This is a genomic window from Niallia sp. Man26, from assembly GCF_022049065.2.
Classification (GTDB): domain Bacteria; phylum Bacillota; class Bacilli; order Bacillales; family Cytobacillaceae; genus Niallia.
Map to the genome: position 1 here is coordinate 221303 of NZ_CP095744.1, position 19099 is coordinate 240401.

Annotated in this window: 20 protein-coding genes; 15 read left to right on the forward strand and 5 right to left on the reverse strand. The window is 37.1% G+C overall.

The annotated features are described in order from the left end of the window. Positions 1-41 precede the first annotated feature (41 nt). On the forward strand, positions 42-878 hold the full coding sequence (locus tag L8T27_RS20555; protein ID WP_233315312.1) for a Cof-type HAD-IIB family hydrolase: 837 nt from the start codon (positions 42-44) through the stop codon (positions 876-878). Positions 879-910: 32 nt separating this feature from the next. Here the strand turns inward: L8T27_RS20555 and L8T27_RS20560 are convergent, their stop codons facing one another. Beyond that, on the reverse strand, positions 911-1381 hold the full coding sequence (locus L8T27_RS20560; protein WP_233315311.1) for a hypothetical protein: 471 nt from the start codon (positions 1379-1381) through the stop codon (positions 911-913). Positions 1382-1506: 125 nt separating this feature from the next. On the opposite strand from L8T27_RS20560, the gene L8T27_RS20565 reads away from it, so the two are divergent. The 6 genes from L8T27_RS20565 (at position 1507) to L8T27_RS20600 (ending at position 7623) form a co-directional block, all read left to right on the forward strand. Next, positions 1507-2397 carry a helix-turn-helix transcriptional regulator gene (locus L8T27_RS20565; RefSeq protein ID WP_233315310.1) on the forward strand — a complete coding sequence of 297 codons (891 nt, stop codon included), beginning with the start codon at positions 1507-1509 and terminating at the stop codon, positions 2395-2397. Positions 2398-2432: 35 nt separating this feature from the next. Beyond that, the gene (locus tag L8T27_RS20570; RefSeq protein WP_233315309.1) at positions 2433-2912 is read left to right on the forward strand and encodes a hypothetical protein; all 480 of its coding nucleotides are present in this window, start codon (positions 2433-2435) and stop codon (positions 2910-2912) included. Positions 2913-3053: 141 nt separating this feature from the next. Then, positions 3054-3533: a DUF2628 domain-containing protein gene (locus tag L8T27_RS20575; protein WP_233315308.1), complete on the forward strand. Its 480-nt coding sequence runs from the start codon at positions 3054-3056 to the stop codon at positions 3531-3533. A 200-nt stretch (positions 3534-3733) separates the two neighbouring features. Further along, entirely contained in the window at positions 3734-5905 is a 2172-nt protein-coding gene (locus L8T27_RS28795) for a phosphatase PAP2 family protein (RefSeq protein ID WP_282581460.1), read from the forward strand. A 78-nt stretch (positions 5906-5983) separates the two neighbouring features. Further along, on the forward strand, positions 5984-6733 hold the full coding sequence (srtB, locus tag L8T27_RS20595) for a class B sortase (protein WP_237942678.1): 750 nt from the start codon (positions 5984-5986) through the stop codon (positions 6731-6733). 26 nt (positions 6734-6759) lie between these two features. Next, positions 6760-7623 carry a hypothetical protein gene (locus tag L8T27_RS20600; RefSeq protein WP_237944121.1) on the forward strand — a complete coding sequence of 288 codons (864 nt, stop codon included), beginning with the start codon at positions 6760-6762 and terminating at the stop codon, positions 7621-7623. 48 nt (positions 7624-7671) lie between these two features. On the opposite strand, the gene L8T27_RS20605 is transcribed toward L8T27_RS20600, so the two are convergent. After that, complete coding sequence (locus L8T27_RS20605; RefSeq protein ID WP_237942680.1) at positions 7672-8499, reverse strand: GNAT family N-acetyltransferase; 828 nt, start codon at positions 8497-8499, stop codon at positions 7672-7674. 139 nt (positions 8500-8638) lie between these two features. Here L8T27_RS20605 and L8T27_RS20610 point away from each other — a divergent pair, with 139 nt between their 5' ends. The 4 genes from L8T27_RS20610 (at position 8639) to L8T27_RS20625 (ending at position 12393) form a co-directional block, all read left to right on the forward strand. Further along, entirely contained in the window at positions 8639-9199 is a 561-nt protein-coding gene (locus L8T27_RS20610) for a GNAT family N-acetyltransferase (RefSeq protein ID WP_237942682.1), read from the forward strand. A 184-nt stretch (positions 9200-9383) separates the two neighbouring features. Next, positions 9384-11489 carry a methyl-accepting chemotaxis protein gene (locus L8T27_RS20615; protein WP_237942683.1) on the forward strand — a complete coding sequence of 702 codons (2106 nt, stop codon included), beginning with the start codon at positions 9384-9386 and terminating at the stop codon, positions 11487-11489. 115 nt (positions 11490-11604) lie between these two features. Further along, the gene (locus L8T27_RS20620) at positions 11605-11868 is read left to right on the forward strand and encodes a hypothetical protein (protein ID WP_233315302.1); all 264 of its coding nucleotides are present in this window, start codon (positions 11605-11607) and stop codon (positions 11866-11868) included. 111 nt (positions 11869-11979) lie between these two features. Beyond that, positions 11980-12393, forward strand: a complete 414-nt coding sequence (locus L8T27_RS20625; protein ID WP_237942685.1) for a VOC family protein — start codon at positions 11980-11982, stop codon at positions 12391-12393. A 45-nt stretch (positions 12394-12438) separates the two neighbouring features. Here L8T27_RS20625 and L8T27_RS20630 read toward each other — a convergent pair whose 3' ends face one another. After that, positions 12439-12978, reverse strand: coding sequence for a helix-turn-helix domain-containing protein (locus L8T27_RS20630; protein WP_237942688.1), 540 nt, complete (start codon positions 12976-12978; stop codon positions 12439-12441). 166 nt (positions 12979-13144) lie between these two features. Between L8T27_RS20630 and L8T27_RS20635 the strand changes: the two genes are divergently transcribed. From L8T27_RS20635 to L8T27_RS20645, 3 genes are read left to right on the forward strand one after another with little or no spacing between them, the layout of a single operon-like run. Beyond that, positions 13145-13384, forward strand: coding sequence for a PLD nuclease N-terminal domain-containing protein (locus L8T27_RS20635; protein WP_237942690.1), 240 nt, complete (start codon positions 13145-13147; stop codon positions 13382-13384). Further along, positions 13381-14280, forward strand: a complete 900-nt coding sequence (locus L8T27_RS20640; protein WP_237942692.1) for an ABC transporter ATP-binding protein — start codon at positions 13381-13383, stop codon at positions 14278-14280. Before L8T27_RS20635 ends, L8T27_RS20640 begins: the two co-directional genes overlap by 4 nt. A 2-nt stretch (positions 14281-14282) precedes the next feature. Next, the gene (locus tag L8T27_RS20645) at positions 14283-15074 is read left to right on the forward strand and encodes an ABC transporter permease (protein WP_233315649.1); all 792 of its coding nucleotides are present in this window, start codon (positions 14283-14285) and stop codon (positions 15072-15074) included. 120 nt (positions 15075-15194) lie between these two features. On the opposite strand, the gene L8T27_RS20650 is transcribed toward L8T27_RS20645, so the two are convergent. After that, entirely contained in the window at positions 15195-16388 is a 1194-nt protein-coding gene (locus L8T27_RS20650; RefSeq protein ID WP_237942694.1) for a hypothetical protein, read from the reverse strand. 356 nt (positions 16389-16744) lie between these two features. Here L8T27_RS20650 and chrS point away from each other — a divergent pair, with 356 nt between their 5' ends. Next, complete coding sequence (gene chrS, locus L8T27_RS20655) at positions 16745-17230, forward strand: chromate efflux transcriptional regulator ChrS (RefSeq protein WP_396953803.1); 486 nt, start codon at positions 16745-16747, stop codon at positions 17228-17230. A 126-nt stretch (positions 17231-17356) separates the two neighbouring features. On the opposite strand, the gene L8T27_RS20660 is transcribed toward chrS, so the two are convergent. Then, a complete protein-coding gene (locus tag L8T27_RS20660) occupies positions 17357-18856 on the reverse strand; it encodes a nitrate/nitrite transporter (RefSeq protein WP_237942695.1) in 1500 nt (499 codons plus the stop codon). Between the last annotated feature and the right edge of the window lie 243 nt (positions 18857-19099).

Here is a 19099-nt window from a genome sequence, read left to right on the forward strand (position 1 = left end):
AATTAAAAGCGATTTCAATAGAATAATAGGCAGGTGCATACATGCAAAAAATCATATTTATGGATATTGACGGAACATTGGTTAATGATCATGGCATCATTCCAGATTCAGCAAAACAGGCAGTCAGGCAAGCAAGGGAAAACGGCCATTTAGTGTTTATTTGTACGGGCCGGTCTAAAGCAGAACTGTTTCCGGAAATACTAGAAGTCGGCTTCGACGGCATTATTGGGGCAGCCGGCGGATATATTGAAATAGACGAAGAAGTATTGCTGCATGAAAGAGTTAGTACAGAGGATGTAGAGCATCTTGTAGCCTATTTCGATGAGCATGGAATTGATTATTATTTAGAGTCAAATGGCGGCTTATTTGCCAGTAAAAACTGCAAAGCTCATATACGGAAGATTATTGATAACTTCTTAATGGAAAATCCACATGCAAGAGAAGAAGTGGAGAAAGGATTGCAGCCATTTCATGACTGCCTGATAGAAGGAGAAAATCCAATTAGAGATGATATAAATAAAATATCATTTTTAGGTTCGGATGTGCCTATATCAGAGATTAGCAGAGAATTTGAAGCTAAGTTTACGGTCATTTCAAGTACAGTCCCAATCTTTGGTGAAAACAGCGGGGAATTATCGGTTCCTGGCATTCATAAAGCTACGGCAATTGAGATACTCATAAATCATTTGAAGATTGACAAACAAAACACATTTGCATATGGCGATGGCCTAAATGATTTAGAAATGCTTGAATACGTTCAATACGGTATCGCAATGGGTAATGCAAAAGAACCAGTGAAACTTGCAGCCGATGATATAACAGATACTCATGATGAACATGGTATTTATAACAGTTTTAAGAAATACGGATTGCTATAAAGAGAACATGGAGCAAAGCATTGCTTTGCTCCTTAGTTCTTTTTAAAATGATTAGACAGGCTTCCGTAAAGTAGCTGAGATCCATACAACAAAAAGGTTTTTATTAAGAAAACAACAGATAATTGAAATTTAGTCAATCTGACTAAGGTTACATAACCAACTTTTTTGAACAAATCCATCCCTATATATGTAAACAGGGAATCTATTATAAGATTCACTAAAAAATAAAGCTTAAACTTTCCAAATGTGTATTTTAAAATCCAGATGGAGCCAATGAAAAATGGTCCAAATATTAAAGGTAACTCTGCTAATACATTTGGTCTTACATTATAAGGAAACCACCACCATTTTCTTTTTTCAGCAAATCTCCCTTCAAGTACAAGGTATGTACTCATCGTAAGCGCTGCTAATGCATATTTCTTAAAAATGTTTTTTCCCATTAGCGGGAGGGACATCCATGGTAAAACGGCCATTAAAACAACAATCCATCTGTTTTTCTTCATAGTATCAATCCTTAACATAATGTCTTCTTAATTTTAGCTGTTTTCTTTTTCTTATTCAGAAAAAAGCAATAATTGTCAAAAAAACGGCTGGTGATTTTGCTATTCTATCTATAGGGAGGTAAGAGATGTACAGTCAAATGATACGGCAATCAGTCGAGTTTATTGAAACGAACATCCATGAACCACTATCTTTAAGTATTCTTGCTAAAGAAGCAGGATTTTCTAAATATCACTTTCATCGCATTTTTCAAAAGGAAATTGGCGTCTCCGCTTCTGAATATATTCGATACCGGAGGCTTGCCAACGCTGCCCATATGCTTCTTTACACAGATGAAAAAATAATTGATATTGCCTTTTACTATCACTTTGAGTCACAAGAATCCTTTACACGCTCCTTTAAAAAATATTATCAAATACCGCCAGGACAATATCGGAAACTCATGAGCAAGCTTACACTACAAAGGGAGGAAATAACCATGAAAGATAGTCAATTATTAAAAGGCTGGAATTTAAGCGGATCAAACCCTTTTCATTATGAAATGGCGATCGACAGGAAAAATGTTCACAAAGGCAAAGCGTCAGGCTGTTTGAAAGCAATTCAGCCTTCTGCCTCACAAGATTTTGCAACCATGATGCAGCAGTTTAAAGCAGATAAATATCTTAACAAAAGATTAAAGCTGACTGGTTTTATTAAAACGAAGGATGTTGATATATCCTGTGGTCTATGGATGCGAATCGATGATAGGCTTGGCGATGTTTTACAGTTTGATAATATGAGCAATCGACCGATTACTGGCGACACGGAATGGAATCACTACTCCATCGTACTAGATATTCCAAAAAACAGTGCAGTAATTGCCTTTGGTGTTTTACTTTCAGGGAATGGCAGTGTTTGGGTAGATGGAATTAGATTTGAAGAGGTAGATGAACATACTCCTACAACAAACATGGATTTTACAGAAGAACTGTTAGATGAGCCTGTAAACTTATCCTTTGAGGAATGGATCGAACACTAATGATAAAATGATGTAAGGAGAGAGGGTGTACACATATGAACAAAGAAGATAAGTTAAGTGCTGAGAAACTGCTGAAATATTTATGTATTGGCGCAACAGTAGAAGGGATTAGCTTTTACGGTCCAAAGCTCCTTCTCACAGAAAGTGAAACGAATTCGAAACGATTGGGTGATGGCCAGATTTATATTACAATTGAAAGCGAGTTTGCCATCATCCAATCTAAGGCTGACACACTTCCTGTCCTTGATGACTTGCCAAAACGAAACGCCAAAGATGCATGTAAAATCCTTTGTGAACTTAGCTTGATGAAAATAGCAGATGTTTCCTTACATGATGAAATTCCTCATTTGCTGCTGACATTTGAGACTGGAGAGGTTTTGTTCATATGTGGTCATGATAATATGTATGAGTCTTGGCAAGCAGGTTTTTTTGGAGACAGTGATGGTGAGTATTGGGAAATTGTTGCATGCCCTGGTGATGAACTGGCGATATGGGGCCCTGACGATATAGTATAAATAATGGAAGCCGTACAGGCTTCTTTTTTATTTTATTTTGTTATACTTGAAAAGCGCTTCAATAGGAAATTTATATTATAATAGGGTAGAAAGACTAGTAAATATTTTGATTATACATAAGAGAAGAAAGAGGGGAAATCTTTGGCATTTCTGGCAGAATTAGACGCAACTACGAAAGAAGATTTGCAATCATTCGTTGGAGCGAAATATGAAAGCAGTTATAAAAAAAGATGGTATGGCATGTCTGACCGCCGTTCCAAATTATCGTGGAATTGGGCATGCTTCTTTTTTGGTCCATTTTGGATGTCCTATCGCAAAATGTATAGGCTTTCATACGGGTATTTGGCAGCTTATTTTATTTTAGAGCTTATTGTTAATATAATTGGTGACGAGCTATCGGCAATTGGACTCGTTGATATGATTATTTGGTTAGGATTAACGGTTTTTGTTAACTATTTTTACTTAGAAAAAGCAAAAAAAGCAGTAGCAGCCCAAAAAAACGTAAGCACAGAGAAACGCAAAAAGGAATTATCCCAACTAGGAGGGACAAGCGTTGCCGCAGTATTCGTGTATGTGCTTGCTACCATAATTTTAGGGTCAGTAGTTCAAATTCTGATTTAATGATAGAAGCTTGCAGCTGCAGGCTTCTATTTTTATTTTCACAAATGAACGTATACAGACAGGTTTCATCTTTCGCCGAAAAAATACAAAAATATACAACATTTAAAAAAAACTATACGTTTATTAGCGATAAATTCACACTGTATTTACAATCTATCATTAAACTAACGTTGAAAGTAAAAATACAGAGAGAGAAGTGAATGAATTTGTCAAATAAAGGCGTAAAAAAGGATAATAAGAAAAATCAAAAGTCGAAAATACCGATTCTATTATTAACAACACTATTAACTACACAAGGTGCCTATTCCGCTTCTGCAGCAACTGATCATTCTGCAATTGAACCAAAACCGGGAGCTTACGGATACTATGTAGACGTATATGGCAGCAATGAAAGTTCAAACATGACCCCTGAGACAAACTCCTCTATTGGTGTCCTCTCGAAGTTTTTAGACATTTGGCAGCCGGGAGATTCATGGGATAACGGAACAGTGTTAAATGAGAGTGTACATAAACATAATATCGATACTTCTATCTCCATTACAAAAAACCGCACAGAAGCGGAAGCAAAAGATGCTTACTTAAGTGATCGCCGTAATCAAAACTATAGTGTAATCACAGGTCTTGGGCCTTATGCAGATAATTTTAAAGCAGGGTCTAACGCTGGAACAACGATTCCAGATGAAATTCCTCAAGATGCGACAAGTGTGAAATATGAAGACGGAGGAAACAGCAACGGCAATTGGGCAGATACTGATTCCAGTCTTGGAAGTATGGTAAACCTGATAAATACAATCCGCTGGACAGGAGCTTCTACCTCTTCAGCAAAAGCTTACTATAGCTATAAACGCCCGTTCCGTTGGAGTGAAGATGTAAGCATACTGCCGACACTTGTTCCCGCTAAAAAGGACGACCCATCTAGTGATGGCGGTTTTCCAAGCGGACATACAAATGCAGCATATTTAGCATCATACGGACTTGCTTATGCAGTGCCTGAACGCTTTGAAGAAATGATTACAAGAGCATCAGAGCTTGGCAACAGCCGAATCGTAGCTGGAATGCATTCACCACTAGATGTAATCGGCGGCCGAGTGATGTCAACAGCTGTCGCAGCTGCAGCACTGAATGATTCTGCGAACAAAAGTGTAAAAGACGCAGCATACAAACAAGCACATGAAGTGCTACTAACACAAGAAGGCACTTCATATGATGCTTACAGTGATTACGAAACAAATAAACAAAACTATACAAAGCGTCTTACTTACGGATTCCAACAAATTGGCGACACAACAAAACCAATGGTAGTGCCAAAGGGTGCTGAAGTATTACTTGAAACTCGCTTCCCATATTTAGATGACATGCAACGCCGCTGGGTGCTGTATACAACAGGCTTGCCATCTGGTTACCCTGTTTTAGACGACAGTGAAGGCTGGGGCCGTTTGAATCTTTTTGCAGCAGCAGGAGGATATGATGCATTTGAAACAAATGTTAATGTAACGATGGACAGCTCTCTTGGCGGCTTCAATGCTGCTGACAGCTGGAAAAATGATATCTCTGGAACAGGCAGTCTAACGAAGGATGGAACTGGAGCCTTAACATTAACAGGCAACAATACATATACAGGTGGAACAGTATTGGAAGAAGGTTCCCTTATCGCAAACTCAAGCACAGCTTTCGGAGCTGGTGAAGTTGTTAATAGCGGCGGTACAATGAATGAAAATATAACTGGCAGTATCACAATCGGAGAAGGCTTTACCCAAACAGATGGTGGTACACTGGAATTAAACATTGGCAGAAAGGAAGAAGTTTTGAAAATTGACGGAGAAGCAGCGTTTGGCGGTACATTGAAGCTAAACTTTACTGATGGCTATGTACCTGCAGCAGATGCAGATATTATCAGCTACAGCACTTTAGCGAGTGACAGCAAATTTGCTTCTGTAGAAATAACAGGACTTCCTGAAAACTATCAAGTCGTTTATGGGGAAAATGCACTTCAAGTTTCAGCTGAAAAAGAAGAACCAGAAGAAGACAACACTCCTGAAGTTCCTTCTAATCCAGATGAAACAGTTGATAACGACGAAGAAAATAACAGTAATAACCCAGCACTAGTAGATTCAGACAATAATAACGAAGAAAATACAGTGGATAACAATGATAAAATAAGTAAGGAGGACAAGGAAGAAGCAGCACCTGTTACTGGCAGCAGCAACGAAAATGTGAACAATTCGGGCAAAACAGCAGACACAAATTCTGTGAAAAACCCGCAAACAGGGGATAATACGAATATTTTCCTATATGTAGGCACATTATTAGCATCAGCAGTAGCAGCTTCCATTGTATTCTGGAAGCGAAAAATGAAACGAGCAAACCAATAATTAATTACAACACTGCTCCCCTAAAGAATTAGCTTTATGGGAGCATCTTTCATTTAAAGCAGTAAAGGTGGAGTGAATTTGACGATCATTGAGCAAAAAAAATCCAATTGGCTGCAGCAAATCGTGCTTATTCTTTCAATCGGTGTCTTTCTTTTTAGCCTATTTAAGATTGGTCATATTGTGTACGGCTATGTGAAAAATGATAAGATAATGGCAGAAATTCAAGAAGTGTATCACAAAGACACAAGCACGACAAGTAAGGCAGCAGATCCACTTGAAAGCATGACAGAAATCAATGAAGATATTATCGGGTGGATGACGATAGATGATACAAAAATAGATTATCCGATTTTACAAAGCACGGATAATGAATACTATTTGAATCGGAATTATAAAAAAGAAGAGTCAAAAGCAGGAAGTATTTTTATGGATTATCGAAACAAGCAAGGCGCAGACAATCTTCATACCATCATCTATGGTCATGAAATGAAAAATGGGTCAATGTTTGGCGAGTTAGAGAAATTATTAGATGAAGACTTTTTTTCCAAGCACCATACCTTCCAGTATAAAACGAAGGCCGGAAACTACGAAGTCGAAATTTTCTCTGTTTATGCAACAACCACCGAATTCGATTATTTAAAAACAGAGTTTTCTACAGATGAACAATACAAGGATTTCCTGCAAACTATTTCAGCAAAATCTGCGTTTCCAACAAACGTAGAATTAAATGAACAAGACCAGATTATCACATTATCAACATGCAGCAATATGTCAGACCCGAATGAAGGCAGATTTGTTGTTCATGGGAAAATAACAGAGATACAATAGCTTTTTAAAAACAGGGAAATAAGGTGATGAAAATAGAGGAAATTCGATTAGATATATGTAGCACATACCCTATTAGCACGAAATGGTTTAATGGGCAAATAACAAGAGATGGTGCATTGCTGCTAATAGAAACACCTCAGGAGGAAATAGATTTTTCCCTTTCTAATCAAGATTGTACGATAACATTAATAAAAGACGGAAACGTAAGAAAAATAGAATTAAAAAATATACCGATTTCTCCGACAGATGCAGATATTTTTTCGGACGGCTCCCTTTTAATTGTCCAAGGCAGATGCAGCACAGACGGAGCAAAAATGGAACCAAACGCCCAAATATATAATCTGGAAGGACAATTAATGGATACATTCCTTCTCGGTGACGGTATTAGTCAAGTGCAGATAGACGAAACTGACACCATTTGGGTAAGTTATTTTGATGAAGGTATCTTTGGAGCAATTGACGATCTCGAGCCAATGGGCGCAGACGGACTTGCCGCCTATTCAAAAAGCGGACAGAAATTATGGGGAGCAAAAGAATATGAAATGGCAGATTGCTATGCCATGAATATCGTCAGCTCTAAAGAAGTTAATTTTTACTACTATGATCAATATAAGCTCGTTCAGCTCAAAGACTTTATGGAAACGGCATGCTATGTAGTAGAGGGGGATGATACATTTCAGCAATTCCTATTTGACCAACAAGACTTGCTTGTAGAAATTGATTGTGATACGTTGATGCGCTATAACATTAGCAATCAAACGATTATTCCGGCTGGTAACGTAACTTTTGTTGATGAAAAGGGTAAACGTATCAGCGGACATGTTTTAATGCGTGGTAAACTGCTTTATGTTTTTTGCAAAGATAGGTTATATAAGAAGGAGTTTTTATAAAGAGAGGTCCTTTAAGAAAAGGCTCAACTATCACGTTGAGCCTTTTAACTAGTTTTGATATTTATAATAATCCTGAGAGTGGTAGCTTCTAAAACCACATGATTGATAGAGTTTAAGCGCATGGGCGTTTTTCGCTTCTACTTCGAGAAAGATGGGTAAACCTTTTTGCCTTTCCATCTTTATTATCCTTGATAAAGCCTTTCTGCCGATACCTTTGCCTTGAAGCTCAGGAAATATCGCTAACCCATAAATCCAAGCTTCTCCGTTTGATTCCGCTACCCTCATTTTTCCTGCTGTTGTTCCATTTACTTCAATGATATAGTGCTGCTCTGTGTTACTTTCCTTCAAATGGTTATTATATTCACGGGCTTCTTTTTCTTCCAATCCGAATGCCAGAATATCAAGCTGTACCTCTGCTTCCAAATCTGCTGGAGAATCAGATGGCCTCAGAACTACTCCGTCATCTAATGATAACTCCGTATTTTGCCACATCATTTGGTATTCTGACATAAAAAAGGAACAAGATTGGTTTCTTAAGAAATCTTTGGCTGATTGAGATTCTGAAGGAGCATTTAATAAGATGGTATGAACATTGCGGCGCTTTAAGTCTTTCATACACTCTGTTAATAGTGTAGAAAATATCCCCTTCCGTCGATAACTCGGATGAACCATGCCGCAAATTTCAACTTTATTACCAAAACCATAACTGCCAAGAAATCCGACCAGCTTGTCTTTTTCGTAATGAAAATAGTCTTCCTTTGTGTTACCAGATCTGTTCTCAAGCATATCAAAATTTAGCTTGAGCTGACATGTATCAATGCTTTCGCAAATTTCTTGGAGAGCCTTAATAGCCTTTAACTCTTCATTAGTTAACATATTTCTAACACCTTTCACCTGAAAGTTGCCCTAATTTTCAGGAATTTGTTTACATATATATTATCATAAAGAGTAAATCAAGGATGCTATATTTGTTTTCGTGTAAAATAATAAAAAAGGCTAGTAAGGAGATTACTTTATGAAAATAAAAACAACGTCCACATGGGATCAGGAGCTTTGGGAGGATGCCGGGCCAATTTATGCAGAGGCATTTGGTGAAAAGGGAGCAAAGCCAGTTAAAATCATTCAAAATATGCTCACCAAAGGGATTGCCGAGCTTTATATCGGTTATAACGAATCGAAGGCAATTGCCATGGCGCTCGTTGGTAAGCTTAATCAAGAGCAGATCATGATTATTGATTATTTGGCCGTATCAGAAAAAGAACGTAATCAAGGGATTGGCAGACAATTTGTTGAGTATTTAAAGCAAAAGGCTGGGGCAGATGGAATTAAGACCTTCATTATTGAAGCGGAGTCAGCGGAAACAGCAGATAATCGAAAAAGAATAGAATTTTGGCGATCATGCGGCTTTCTTACTACTGATTATATTCACACGTACATTTGGGTGCCGGAAAAATACAAGGCATTGTATATACCACTTGCTAGCATGCAACAGATAACTGGAGAAGAATTATTTACATATATTAATAAATTTCACGGATTGTCTTTTCGTGTAAAGAAAAATGATGGGGCTGATTAATTTCAGTCCTATTTTTATAGTTATTTATTCCTATATAGGAATCTGTTCTTATTTTTAGCTGTTTTCATCGAGTATCCTTCTGTTAAACCGATATATACATTGTTCATCTTTAATAAGCTTACTAGAGAAAATTGCTCTATGATAACCCTTATTAAAGATCATCTATATTATAGGGGGGATACATTTGAAGGTTTTCGTACCAATCATCGCGCTGATGAACCGACTTAAATATATACAAAAATTTGCTGTAATCGGCGGGGTTTTAGGGATACCAATTTTAATTATGAGCTTTATGCTCTTAAGTACAACGAATAAGGAAATCGACACTATTCAAAAAAGACAAGTAGGAACGGAGTATAATACTCTGTTAAAGGATTTCCTGCAGGATGTGCAGCAGCACCGCGCCATTTCTGTAAGTGTCATTAGCGGCGATGCGTCAGCCAAGCCTAAACAAGAAGAAAAGCAATCGGAAATTCAAGAAGAAATCGCAGACATTGATGCATTTGTAAAAGGAACTGGGAGTTCTATCCAAGTGACAGATCAATGGGCAGAAATGAAACAACAGTGGAATACAATCCAATCAGATGTCGAGAGCCTGAACATACAGGAAGCAACAAGCATGCATATTGATTATTTAGGTAGTATTTTAGATTTTATGGTTGTGATTGGGGACCAATCAGAATTATTTTTAGCGAAGTCACCAGAAAATTACTACATCATTAACGATGTAACAACTACATTACCTAATCTGACAGAACATCTTGGGCAAATCCGAGCTGTTGGGATGAGTATTGCCACAGAACAAAAAATTACCGATGAACAAAAAATCCAATTAGTTTCCTTATATGCCTCTGTTGAGAATTCACTTGAACAGCTTGAGCATGGGAAAGCTATCATTTTTACTAATATGCCGTCTCTAGAAAACAGTTTAGGTGAGACAAGCCAAAGTACATTAGAAGAAACAAATAAATTCTTAGAATTTGTGCAAAAAGAATTTAGTACTAATACTTCTATTACTGTTAATCCGGATGAGTTTTATAATATGGCAACAGCAACAATCGACACTAGCTTTAAACTGTATGAGCTAGAAACAAAAGAATTGAACAGCATAATGACCCAGCAGGCTAAAGATTTGAAGCTTACTAAAGCGGCCATTATTGCAGTAGTAGTGCTGATATTTATTTTGACCATTTATATTTTTATAGGATTCTATCTGTCTATCAGCAGCACAGTCCAAAAATTAAAAGCAGTAACTATACATGTTGCCGATGGGGACCTAGAAACAGAGCTCGATTTACAGACGAAAGATGAAATGAAGGATGTAGAGACAGCCTTTAATAACATGATCCAAAATCTGCGCTCCCTTATTCATCAAATTAAAAGCAGTGCCGAGCATCTCGCTTCGTCTAGTGCCGAGCTGAGTGCAAGTGCAGAACAGACAAGCAGAGCATCTGAGCAAATAACGCTTACTGTACAAGATGTTGCTGCTGGAACGGAAAAGCAGGTAGAAAGTGTTAATGACAGTTCAACAGTAGTGAACGAAGTATCTGCAGGAATACAACAAGTAGCAGCAAACGCACAAAGTGTAACAGTAACAGCAGCAAACGCCTCGACTAATGCAGCAGACGGAGAACAGGCGATACAAGTAGCTGTAAACCAAATGAATTCTATTAATCATTCTGTTAATGACGCAGCATTAGTAGTTAAAGAGTTAGGCGCTAGAAGCTTGCAGATTGGCGAAATCGTTGATGTTATTACCAATATTGCTGGCCAGACTAACCTGCTTGCCCTTAATGCAGCAATAGAGGCAGCGAGAGCAGGACAGCATGGCCAAGGATTTGCTGTTGTAGCTGATGAAGTGCGCAAGCTTGCAGAGCAGTCTGCCTCTTCCGCACAGCAAATTGGCCAGCTGATTACTTCTATCCAGAAAGAAACAGAAAAAGCAGTCCAAACGATGAATGCAGCAACAGCAGAAGTAACAGACGGAATCACCGCTATTTCTACTGCAGGCAACTCTTTTGCTGAAATTAAAGGGTCAGTTAGTGAGGTAGCCGAACAAATTGGCCAAGTATCTGCAGCAGCACAGCAAATGCTAGTAGGAGCAGAACAAGTAGTTGGCTCTATTGAGGTAATCTCCGAAATTGCCCAAGTATCTTCTGAAGGCACACAAAATATTTCATCCATTACGGAGGAACAATTAGCTTCCATGGAAGAAATTGAGGCTTCAAGCATCACTCTATCTCGTTTAGCAGAAGAGCTGCAAGAAACGGTAAGTAAATTTAAAGTATAAAGAAAGCACAAAACGGCTGTTATCTGCAGCCGTTTTATTATTTACGGGAGCACCAAATCGAATCATAAGACATCCACACAGTATTTGCGTATAATATAAAGCGGAGGTGCTACACATGACAGACAATGCTATACCAATACGATTTGCTGTACTTCTAGGATTATTAGAGGGGCGCGAACCAATGCCAAAAGATGTTGGTATCGTTTCTCCTGAAGAGTTTAATGCAGAAGTAGAAAGAATGGAAAACGAAGGTATTATAGCAAACGTAAAATACGCAAGAGGCGCACATGGCGAAGTGCTCGTTGTATTCTTAAAGGAAGCAGTAGTGACGCCCCGCGGCAATGCATACATAGATGAATTAATGAGACGTTATTCCTAAAGACAATCGATTAATTCCGATTGTCTTTTTTAATAGCTTGGATGCAAAGAACATAATAGATTCGTGTATAATGAATCAAAGCATACCTATTAAGTAACAGGGGGACTTCTTTTGAATTATATTTTAGATCATGTCGGAATTGCTGTACGTAGCATAGACGATGCATTGCCTTTTTACCTGGATGTATTAAACGGAAGCCTGGAGGACCGTTACACAAGTGACGCCAAAGGAGTGGAGGTGCATGTCGCAGTAGTCAAAACCGCAGACAAAGTCATTGAATTACTAGAACCGACAACAAAGGAATCGCCAATGGCACGTTTTATAAAGCAGCGAGGCAAAGGGGTGCATCACCTTGCATATCGTGTCGATAACCTAGATGATGCCATCCAAGAAGCACGTCAAAAAGGCATCCGTTTTCTGGAGGATACACGGAGAGTAAACTTACGAGGAAGACGGCTAATCTATCTGAACCCAGCTTCGACGAATGGAACATTAATTGAGCTGTGTGATTATTTAAATAGTTAATTTGGATAGAGGCGTTAGTGCCTCTATCCTTTTTGATTGCCAGTATTAAGATTCTGGTATGATTGTAACAGCTACAGTGCGAGTAGGTTCACTATTATCGTTTTTTAATGAGGTGTTATAGTATTTAACCATTAATTCATTGAGTTCTTGTTGAAATCCATGAAAGGTCTGTGTATCAAGCTTCATTTCGACAAAAGAAAAGGTCGGATCCTCCGCATTGCCATTTTCCTCTGATTTTGTTAAATAGCTCTGATATTGATTTAGGAGGAAGAGCTGATAGTAAGAAAAATAAGTTATCTTGTCATCCTTAGAAGTTTCTTTCCATTCACTTGGACTTAATTTTGCTTCCTCTCCGTTTAATGCATAATATTTTTCTACGACAGATCGGACTTTTTTTTCCTTCACAATTCGAATAATTCCTGCATCCAGCAATACTTGAATATGCCGGTACAGCGTTGCCTGAGGCACGTCTTTAATCATTTTCACCATCTCTAACGGTGTTAATCCATTTTCACCACTTCTCATTAAAGCCTGTGAAATTTTGATTCTTACTGGGTGTATTAATGCATCCGCTTTATTTACCATAACCTGCTCCAATCTGTACGTGATATATTCACCATTTTGATAATGTTATCATTATAAAGAATAATAATAAAAACGACAATAAAAATGGAAAAATAGTGCAATATTTAAAAACTTATGTTATCGTTATCAATAATGATAATAAAAATATATAAGGAGGAGTAAGATTTTGAATCTTCATTATGGATTAAATGATATAAAGGATTTTGATTTTTTCTCGATTTTGCCTATTGTATTGCCGTTCGTTTTTATAAACTTTATCCTAATTGCTATTGCCTTAATCGATTTATATCGTAACCGAGAAAACCAGCAACATTTATTAATTTGGACACTACTCATTATATTTATTAACCTATTCGGTCCAATCCTTTATTTTGTATTAAGTAGAAAGGAGACTAACAGAGTATGAAATTAGAAATAAAAAATATAACAAAGAATTTTAATAACAAAACAGCTGTCCATAACTTTTCTATGGAAGTGCAAGCTGGGGAATGTGTGGGTTTAATCGGGCCAAACGGAGCTGGTAAATCAACCTTAATTAAAATCATTTCAGATATTATTCATCCAAGTTCGGGAGCAGTATTTCTTAATGGAAAGAAAATTACGGATATGAAAAAGGAAATCGGTTATTTGCCTCAATATCCAAATTTCTTTCCATGGATGACAGCATTTGAAACACTGATGTTTATGGGAGAGCTGTCAGGAATGAAAAAAGAGTCGTTAAAAAAGGAGATACCGCTCCTTTTAACTAAAGTTGGCTTAAAGGAAGACAGCAACGCTCGGGTTAGAACATTTTCCGGCGGCATGAAACAAAGATTGGGAATTGCCCAAGCTTTGCTGCATAAACCTTCTCTTATTGTAATGGATGAACCTGTATCCTCATTAGATCCCATTGGCAGAAGAGAGGTAATCAATATCATTCAAGCTATCAAAAAAGACACCACCATTCTTTTGTCGACACATATCTTAAACGATGCAGAAGATATCTGTGAAAGATTTGTGATTATTAAGGATGGCCAAAAGATTGAAGATACTAAAAAAGAAGCTTTATTGAATAAGCACAGCCGCAATAGCATCTTAATGGAAATAACTTCTGCAAGTCTCAGCTGGCTGGAGATTGTGAAAGGTTTGGATTATGTTAAAGGTGCAGAGGCAGTCGGTACTACTGTGAAAATCGAAGTGGATAATATTCTCGTCAATAAAAATATGCTATTAGCAAGTGCATTAGAAAATAATGTAGATATTTTAAAATTTGAAATAGATAACGATACACTAGAAGAAATATTCCTTAAGCTGGTGGTGTAATGATGAATAATGTTGCGATATTATCAAAAAAAGAATTTGTTCAAATGATTCGTGATTTCAAAATAGTTTGGTTCCCGCTTGTGTTTATCCTTTTAGGAATGATGCAACCGGTCCTCAGCTACTACTTGCCTGCTCTATTAAAAGCCATGGGAGGAGATCAAGGAATAACGATTGACCCGAGCTTTTTTGAACAGCTAAAAGGGGGAGAGGTGCTAGCGACTACACTTGAGTCACAGTTTGATCAATTAGGGCTATTAATTATCGTCATTTCCTTAATGGGTGCCGTGCAATCTGACAAAGCAAATGGCATGTTAGCCTTTATTTTGACAAGACCAGTCAGTGTGTCTCAATACATTGGCGCAAAGGTCCTCTCTAATTATTGGTTTGTTGCAGCGTGTGTCGCAATAGGATACCTCGCCTCATATGCATATGTGAACCTTTTATTTTCCAATGTCAGCTTTGCTGATATGTTATTAGCACTGCTGTTTTATTTAGTATGGGTATTATTCATTATTTCCTTTACGACCATGTTTAGCACGTTATTTAACAATCAAGGTATTATTGCATTACTGTCTATTGTTCTTTTATTATTATGCAGATCTCTCGTTGGCATTAATTCTTTTGTAGATCTAATTAACCCAGCAATGATGAGTGCACATGCTGTTGAAATCCTTATGACAGGAATCATCCATTCTAAATTAACAGCAAACTTACTCATTACCTTGATTTTATGTTTTGCAGCAATACTGATATCGAAAGATTGGATTGCAAAGAAGAAATACGACAATTCTTAATTTTTACGGGAGTAAAAACTAAAATAAGAACAGTATCGATGAAAAAAACACTTATCAAAAATCCTCCTTTACTAAAAGAGATTATGATAAGTGTTTTTCATTCTATTATTCTAACATTCTTTACAATGTTTTAACTAAAATACTAGCAATGATAACAGATGCGACCGTTACTGTTGTAAATCCTCCGATCAGCATCGGCGGTGATAATTCATTTAACAGTCGTTTTTCCTCTTCTTCATTTCGTCCAACACTGCGGCTTACTTTCTGGCATAAAATATAATCAGCAGGGAAGCCAAACATCGCCGTCAATGCAAGCGACATCCCTTTATAAGGGTGCCATTTTACTAGTTTTGATACAATGAACCCACCTGCAAGAATGCCTATTTCACCGATAATGATTATGGTTAGAACCTGTGGAATAAAATGCAGGAACTCTGTAAGACTTACTTTACTCATGGAAGCAATAACAATAAATATTGTACCTAATACAGCGATACTAGATGCTTTTGCTTTATCCATGATGTTTTCATTGTAGAAGTTTACTTTCGTGCCTATAACACCGATGAATAAACACCAGATTGTTCCGCTTATCCCCGTAAGTTCTCCAAGTACTGTTCCAAGCGATGCTCCTACGAACAACTTAAACAATAAAATATTGGCCGTGTTAAATTCATATTTCTTTCTTACCTTAGGTTTGCTGACTGCTTCTGCACCATGATGCAAAGGAACCTCTGCGGCTGCAGCAATATAAGAACTTGAATCCGTTTGATCCCATTTAGCACGCAGAATTAATGCGTATTTACGAAGAAACATTGATGCCACTGGTAATCCAAATAACTTATGTATGGCGAGTACTAGCGCCGGTATTGCGACTAAATATTCATATCCAGCTGCATTTAATGCATCAGAGGTAACAATAAAAGCAACAATTCCACCTACTAACGGTCCTGTACCAGCTACAGCAGTCTCATAACCAAAGAGCATTGTAATTACAGGAAGTACAAATACTAACGCAACTAACGCTCCACCTAAGGCGATCAATACAGCCCGATACTGTTTACCCATTAAGGTAAGCGGGATTAGTGTTCCTAAGTGAACAACGAGAGGACCTGTCAGTAACGTACCCATTGTGCTAAAAGAAGATGTATCTACGATGTCTTCAGGGAATATCCCTGTCCAAATTAAAATAAGAAAGCCCATTATGGCAATAAGCAGCATTGGCACGCGTGCTCGTGTTAAGATGGAAACAATTTCGCCAATCGCTATTAATGCAAGCACTAACATGGCTGCATATACTGGTTCGTTAATAGTCATATAAATCCTCCTAAAGTTCATGTCATGGTGAGTAATAATACAAAATTAAAAATTTTCAGAAATAAAAAGTTAAAAAAATCCATCTCCTTTCTGTAAAAGCCGATCTTAAAATATTAAATTCTGACTTTTCATATGATAGTGAATAGTTTGTATACAAATTAATATTTTTATTTATATCATATATCGTTACGAAATGTAATAGTTCTTTTGCAAAATATTTATTATTTAATGAAATATGTTTTGTTTTATTACTATATGAAAACTCTGTTCTTTTTTATTTACTATTAAATTTCTATATGGTTAAATACACTCAATAACGTTTTTCGAAAATAATAGAAACAAAAGGAAAGAGAGGTATGATAAATTTGTCTTCCAATTATAGCGTTCCAAATTTAGTGCTCGATGAAATAGATAAAACCATCTTATCTATGCTGCATGAGAACAGCCGCATTTCTTACACAGATATCGCAAAAGAAGTTGATTTATCAAGGGTTGCTGTGCAAATGCGTATTAACAACCTAACAGAGAAAGGCGTAATCGAAAAATTTACAACGGTGATTAATCCAACTAAAATCGGTATTCATGTATCTGCGTTTTTTAATGTAGAGGTAGAGCCCCAGCATTTAGAAGAAGTAGCAGCAAAGCTTGCTGAAGAACATTCTGTTACTAGCTTGTATCATATGACAGGACCTAGTAAATTACATATGCATGGTATCTTTGGTGATAATCAAGAAATGGAAAAGTTTTTGACCGAAAAACTTTATCCGCTAAAAGGAGTAGTTAGTGTCGATTGCCAAATTCTGATTAAAAGATACAAAAGCAGAATGGGAATGAAACTGTAAAAAGGGGAATGATATCCCCTTTAAATACACTAAATAAAAAGAGGATTTCGTTATATTTATATAATTTAATCGACATACACAAAAAAAAGGATATCCTCCTAATCAGGACACCCTTTTACTAGTTTGCTAGCTTTTAACTGCTAAATCATTTAACATACCAACATATTTTTTAACTTCGCCAGATTTGCTTTTAATGGCGCTTATCGTCATCCATTGCTGGTACAGTTCACCGTTTTTACGCTTATTGCAAATTTCCCCTTCCCAGTAGCCTTTTTGTTTAATCATATTCCACATGTGCTGATAAAAAACGTCATCATGTTTTCCTGACTGCAGGATATTTGGATTTTTGCCGATTACCTCGTCTTTTGAGTAACCAGTTAATGTGGAGAATGATAGATTAATATCTTCGATAATTCCATGAGGATTAGTAATTAAAATAGCTTCCTTCGTTTCATTGATGATTTGTTTTTCAATGAAAAGATTATCCTTATAAAATAGCCATACTACAATAACAAAGCTGACTAAGGCAAATTCTGAAATAGCCATAAATCCAATTGAATAGTGACCAGTTGCATTAAGAACAAACGACAGAACAAGCGGCGGGAAGAAGCCGCCTAAACCACCCATTGCCGACACAATTCCGTTTACGATGCCAGCTTGTTTCGAAAAATAAAGCGGCACTAGCTTGAATATCGTTCCATTTCCTATCCCAGCAGATAACGCGATTGTCAATACACCAACAGAATAGAGACCAATGGACGGGGAGAATGAAAGGAGCACGCCTGAAAATGCCAGCCCAAGAAATACAATCATTAATATTTTGTATGGATTAAATCGATCTGCTAACCACCCGCCAGTTGGACGCATCAAAGTTGCTAAAACAATGAAGCCTGCTGTTCGTAACCCTGCGTCAACACTGTCTAATCCAAAATGGGTTGTCAAAAAGTTTGGTAAATAAACAGTAAAGGCAACAAAAGCACCGAAAGTAATGAAATAAAATAAACTAATAAACCATAGCGTAGAGTTTTTATATACGCCTTTCACTTGTTCTATTAATGAAACTGTTACTTTTCGTTCTTTGCGGTCACCGAAGAAGATATTTAATGCGGCAAATACAAGCAAAAGTATTAAATATAACTGAACCGTTTGCGTCCAGCCAATTGATTTTGCCACCACTGGTGCCGCAAATGTACTGATTGCCGTACCTGCATTTCCTAAGCCGTAAATACCATTTACAAATCCATGATTTTCTTTTGGATAGTATTTAGGAATCGAGGTAACCCCAACTGAAAATACAGCTCCGCCTATACCAATAAATAATCCTCCTATAATTAAATCAGCCATTGAATCCGCTTTACTTATTAAGAAGACAGGAAGCATCAGCAGAATAAAACTAATGATATGAATGATCCTTGCACCAAACCGGTTGGTGAAATATCCGATTGGTATCCGCAATAATGATCCTAAAATAACAGGGACAGCTGTCACTAATGCCGTCTGGCCGTCTGTCAGCGGAATATCCTCTTTTATGAGTGGAATGAGTGAGGATATAAGAACCCATACCATAAATCCTGCAATTAAACTTGATGTTTGGAGAAATAATTGTACGCTTCTAAGTGTACCCATTGTAAACATCCTTTCTAAAATTGTTCTTAATCATGCAAGTGTGAATTGATGAACAAAAATTCTTAATAGGAGGCCTTAAATCAGCGCTGGTACTCGCTACAATCCATAGGGTACATGATTGCCAATGAGCCTGCAATAGCGAAAATGGCATATAAAGTTTGTGAAATAATAAATAACTTACTGGGCTTTTTTTCAGAATAAACATTGTAGCATCAAGCTTTATAGCTTGATGTTTTTTGTTTT

Excerpts from the sequence above, each read along its gene's own strand:
- L8T27_RS20555 (WP_233315312.1), top strand. The coding sequence starts at position 42 with ATGCAAAAAATCATATTTATGGATATTGACGGAACATTGGTTAATGAT.
- L8T27_RS20560 (WP_233315311.1), bottom strand. The coding sequence starts at position 1,381 with ATGAAGAAAAACAGATGGATTGTTGTTTTAATGGCCGTTTTACCATGG.
- L8T27_RS20565 (WP_233315310.1), top strand. The coding sequence starts at position 1,507 with ATGTACAGTCAAATGATACGGCAATCAGTCGAGTTTATTGAAACGAAC.
- L8T27_RS20570 (WP_233315309.1), top strand. The coding sequence starts at position 2,433 with ATGAACAAAGAAGATAAGTTAAGTGCTGAGAAACTGCTGAAATATTTA.
- L8T27_RS28795 (WP_282581460.1), top strand. The coding sequence starts at position 3,734 with ATGAATTTGTCAAATAAAGGCGTAAAAAAGGATAATAAGAAAAATCAA.
- L8T27_RS20600 (WP_237944121.1), top strand. The coding sequence starts at position 6,760 with ATGAAAATAGAGGAAATTCGATTAGATATATGTAGCACATACCCTATT.
- L8T27_RS20605 (WP_237942680.1), bottom strand. The coding sequence starts at position 8,499 with ATGTTAACTAATGAAGAGTTAAAGGCTATTAAGGCTCTCCAAGAAATT.
- L8T27_RS20610 (WP_237942682.1), top strand. The coding sequence starts at position 8,639 with ATGAAAATAAAAACAACGTCCACATGGGATCAGGAGCTTTGGGAGGAT.
- L8T27_RS20620 (WP_233315302.1), top strand. The coding sequence starts at position 11,605 with ATGACAGACAATGCTATACCAATACGATTTGCTGTACTTCTAGGATTA.
- L8T27_RS20630 (WP_237942688.1), bottom strand. The coding sequence starts at position 12,978 with ATGGTAAATAAAGCGGATGCATTAATACACCCAGTAAGAATCAAAATT.
- L8T27_RS20640 (WP_237942692.1), top strand. The coding sequence starts at position 13,381 with ATGAAATTAGAAATAAAAAATATAACAAAGAATTTTAATAACAAAACA.
- L8T27_RS20645 (WP_233315649.1), top strand. The coding sequence starts at position 14,283 with ATGAATAATGTTGCGATATTATCAAAAAAAGAATTTGTTCAAATGATT.
- L8T27_RS20650 (WP_237942694.1), bottom strand. The coding sequence starts at position 16,388 with ATGACTATTAACGAACCAGTATATGCAGCCATGTTAGTGCTTGCATTA.
- chrS (WP_396953803.1), top strand. The coding sequence starts at position 16,745 with ATGATAAATTTGTCTTCCAATTATAGCGTTCCAAATTTAGTGCTCGAT.
- L8T27_RS20660 (WP_237942695.1), bottom strand. The coding sequence starts at position 18,856 with ATGGGTACACTTAGAAGCGTACAATTATTTCTCCAAACATCAAGTTTA.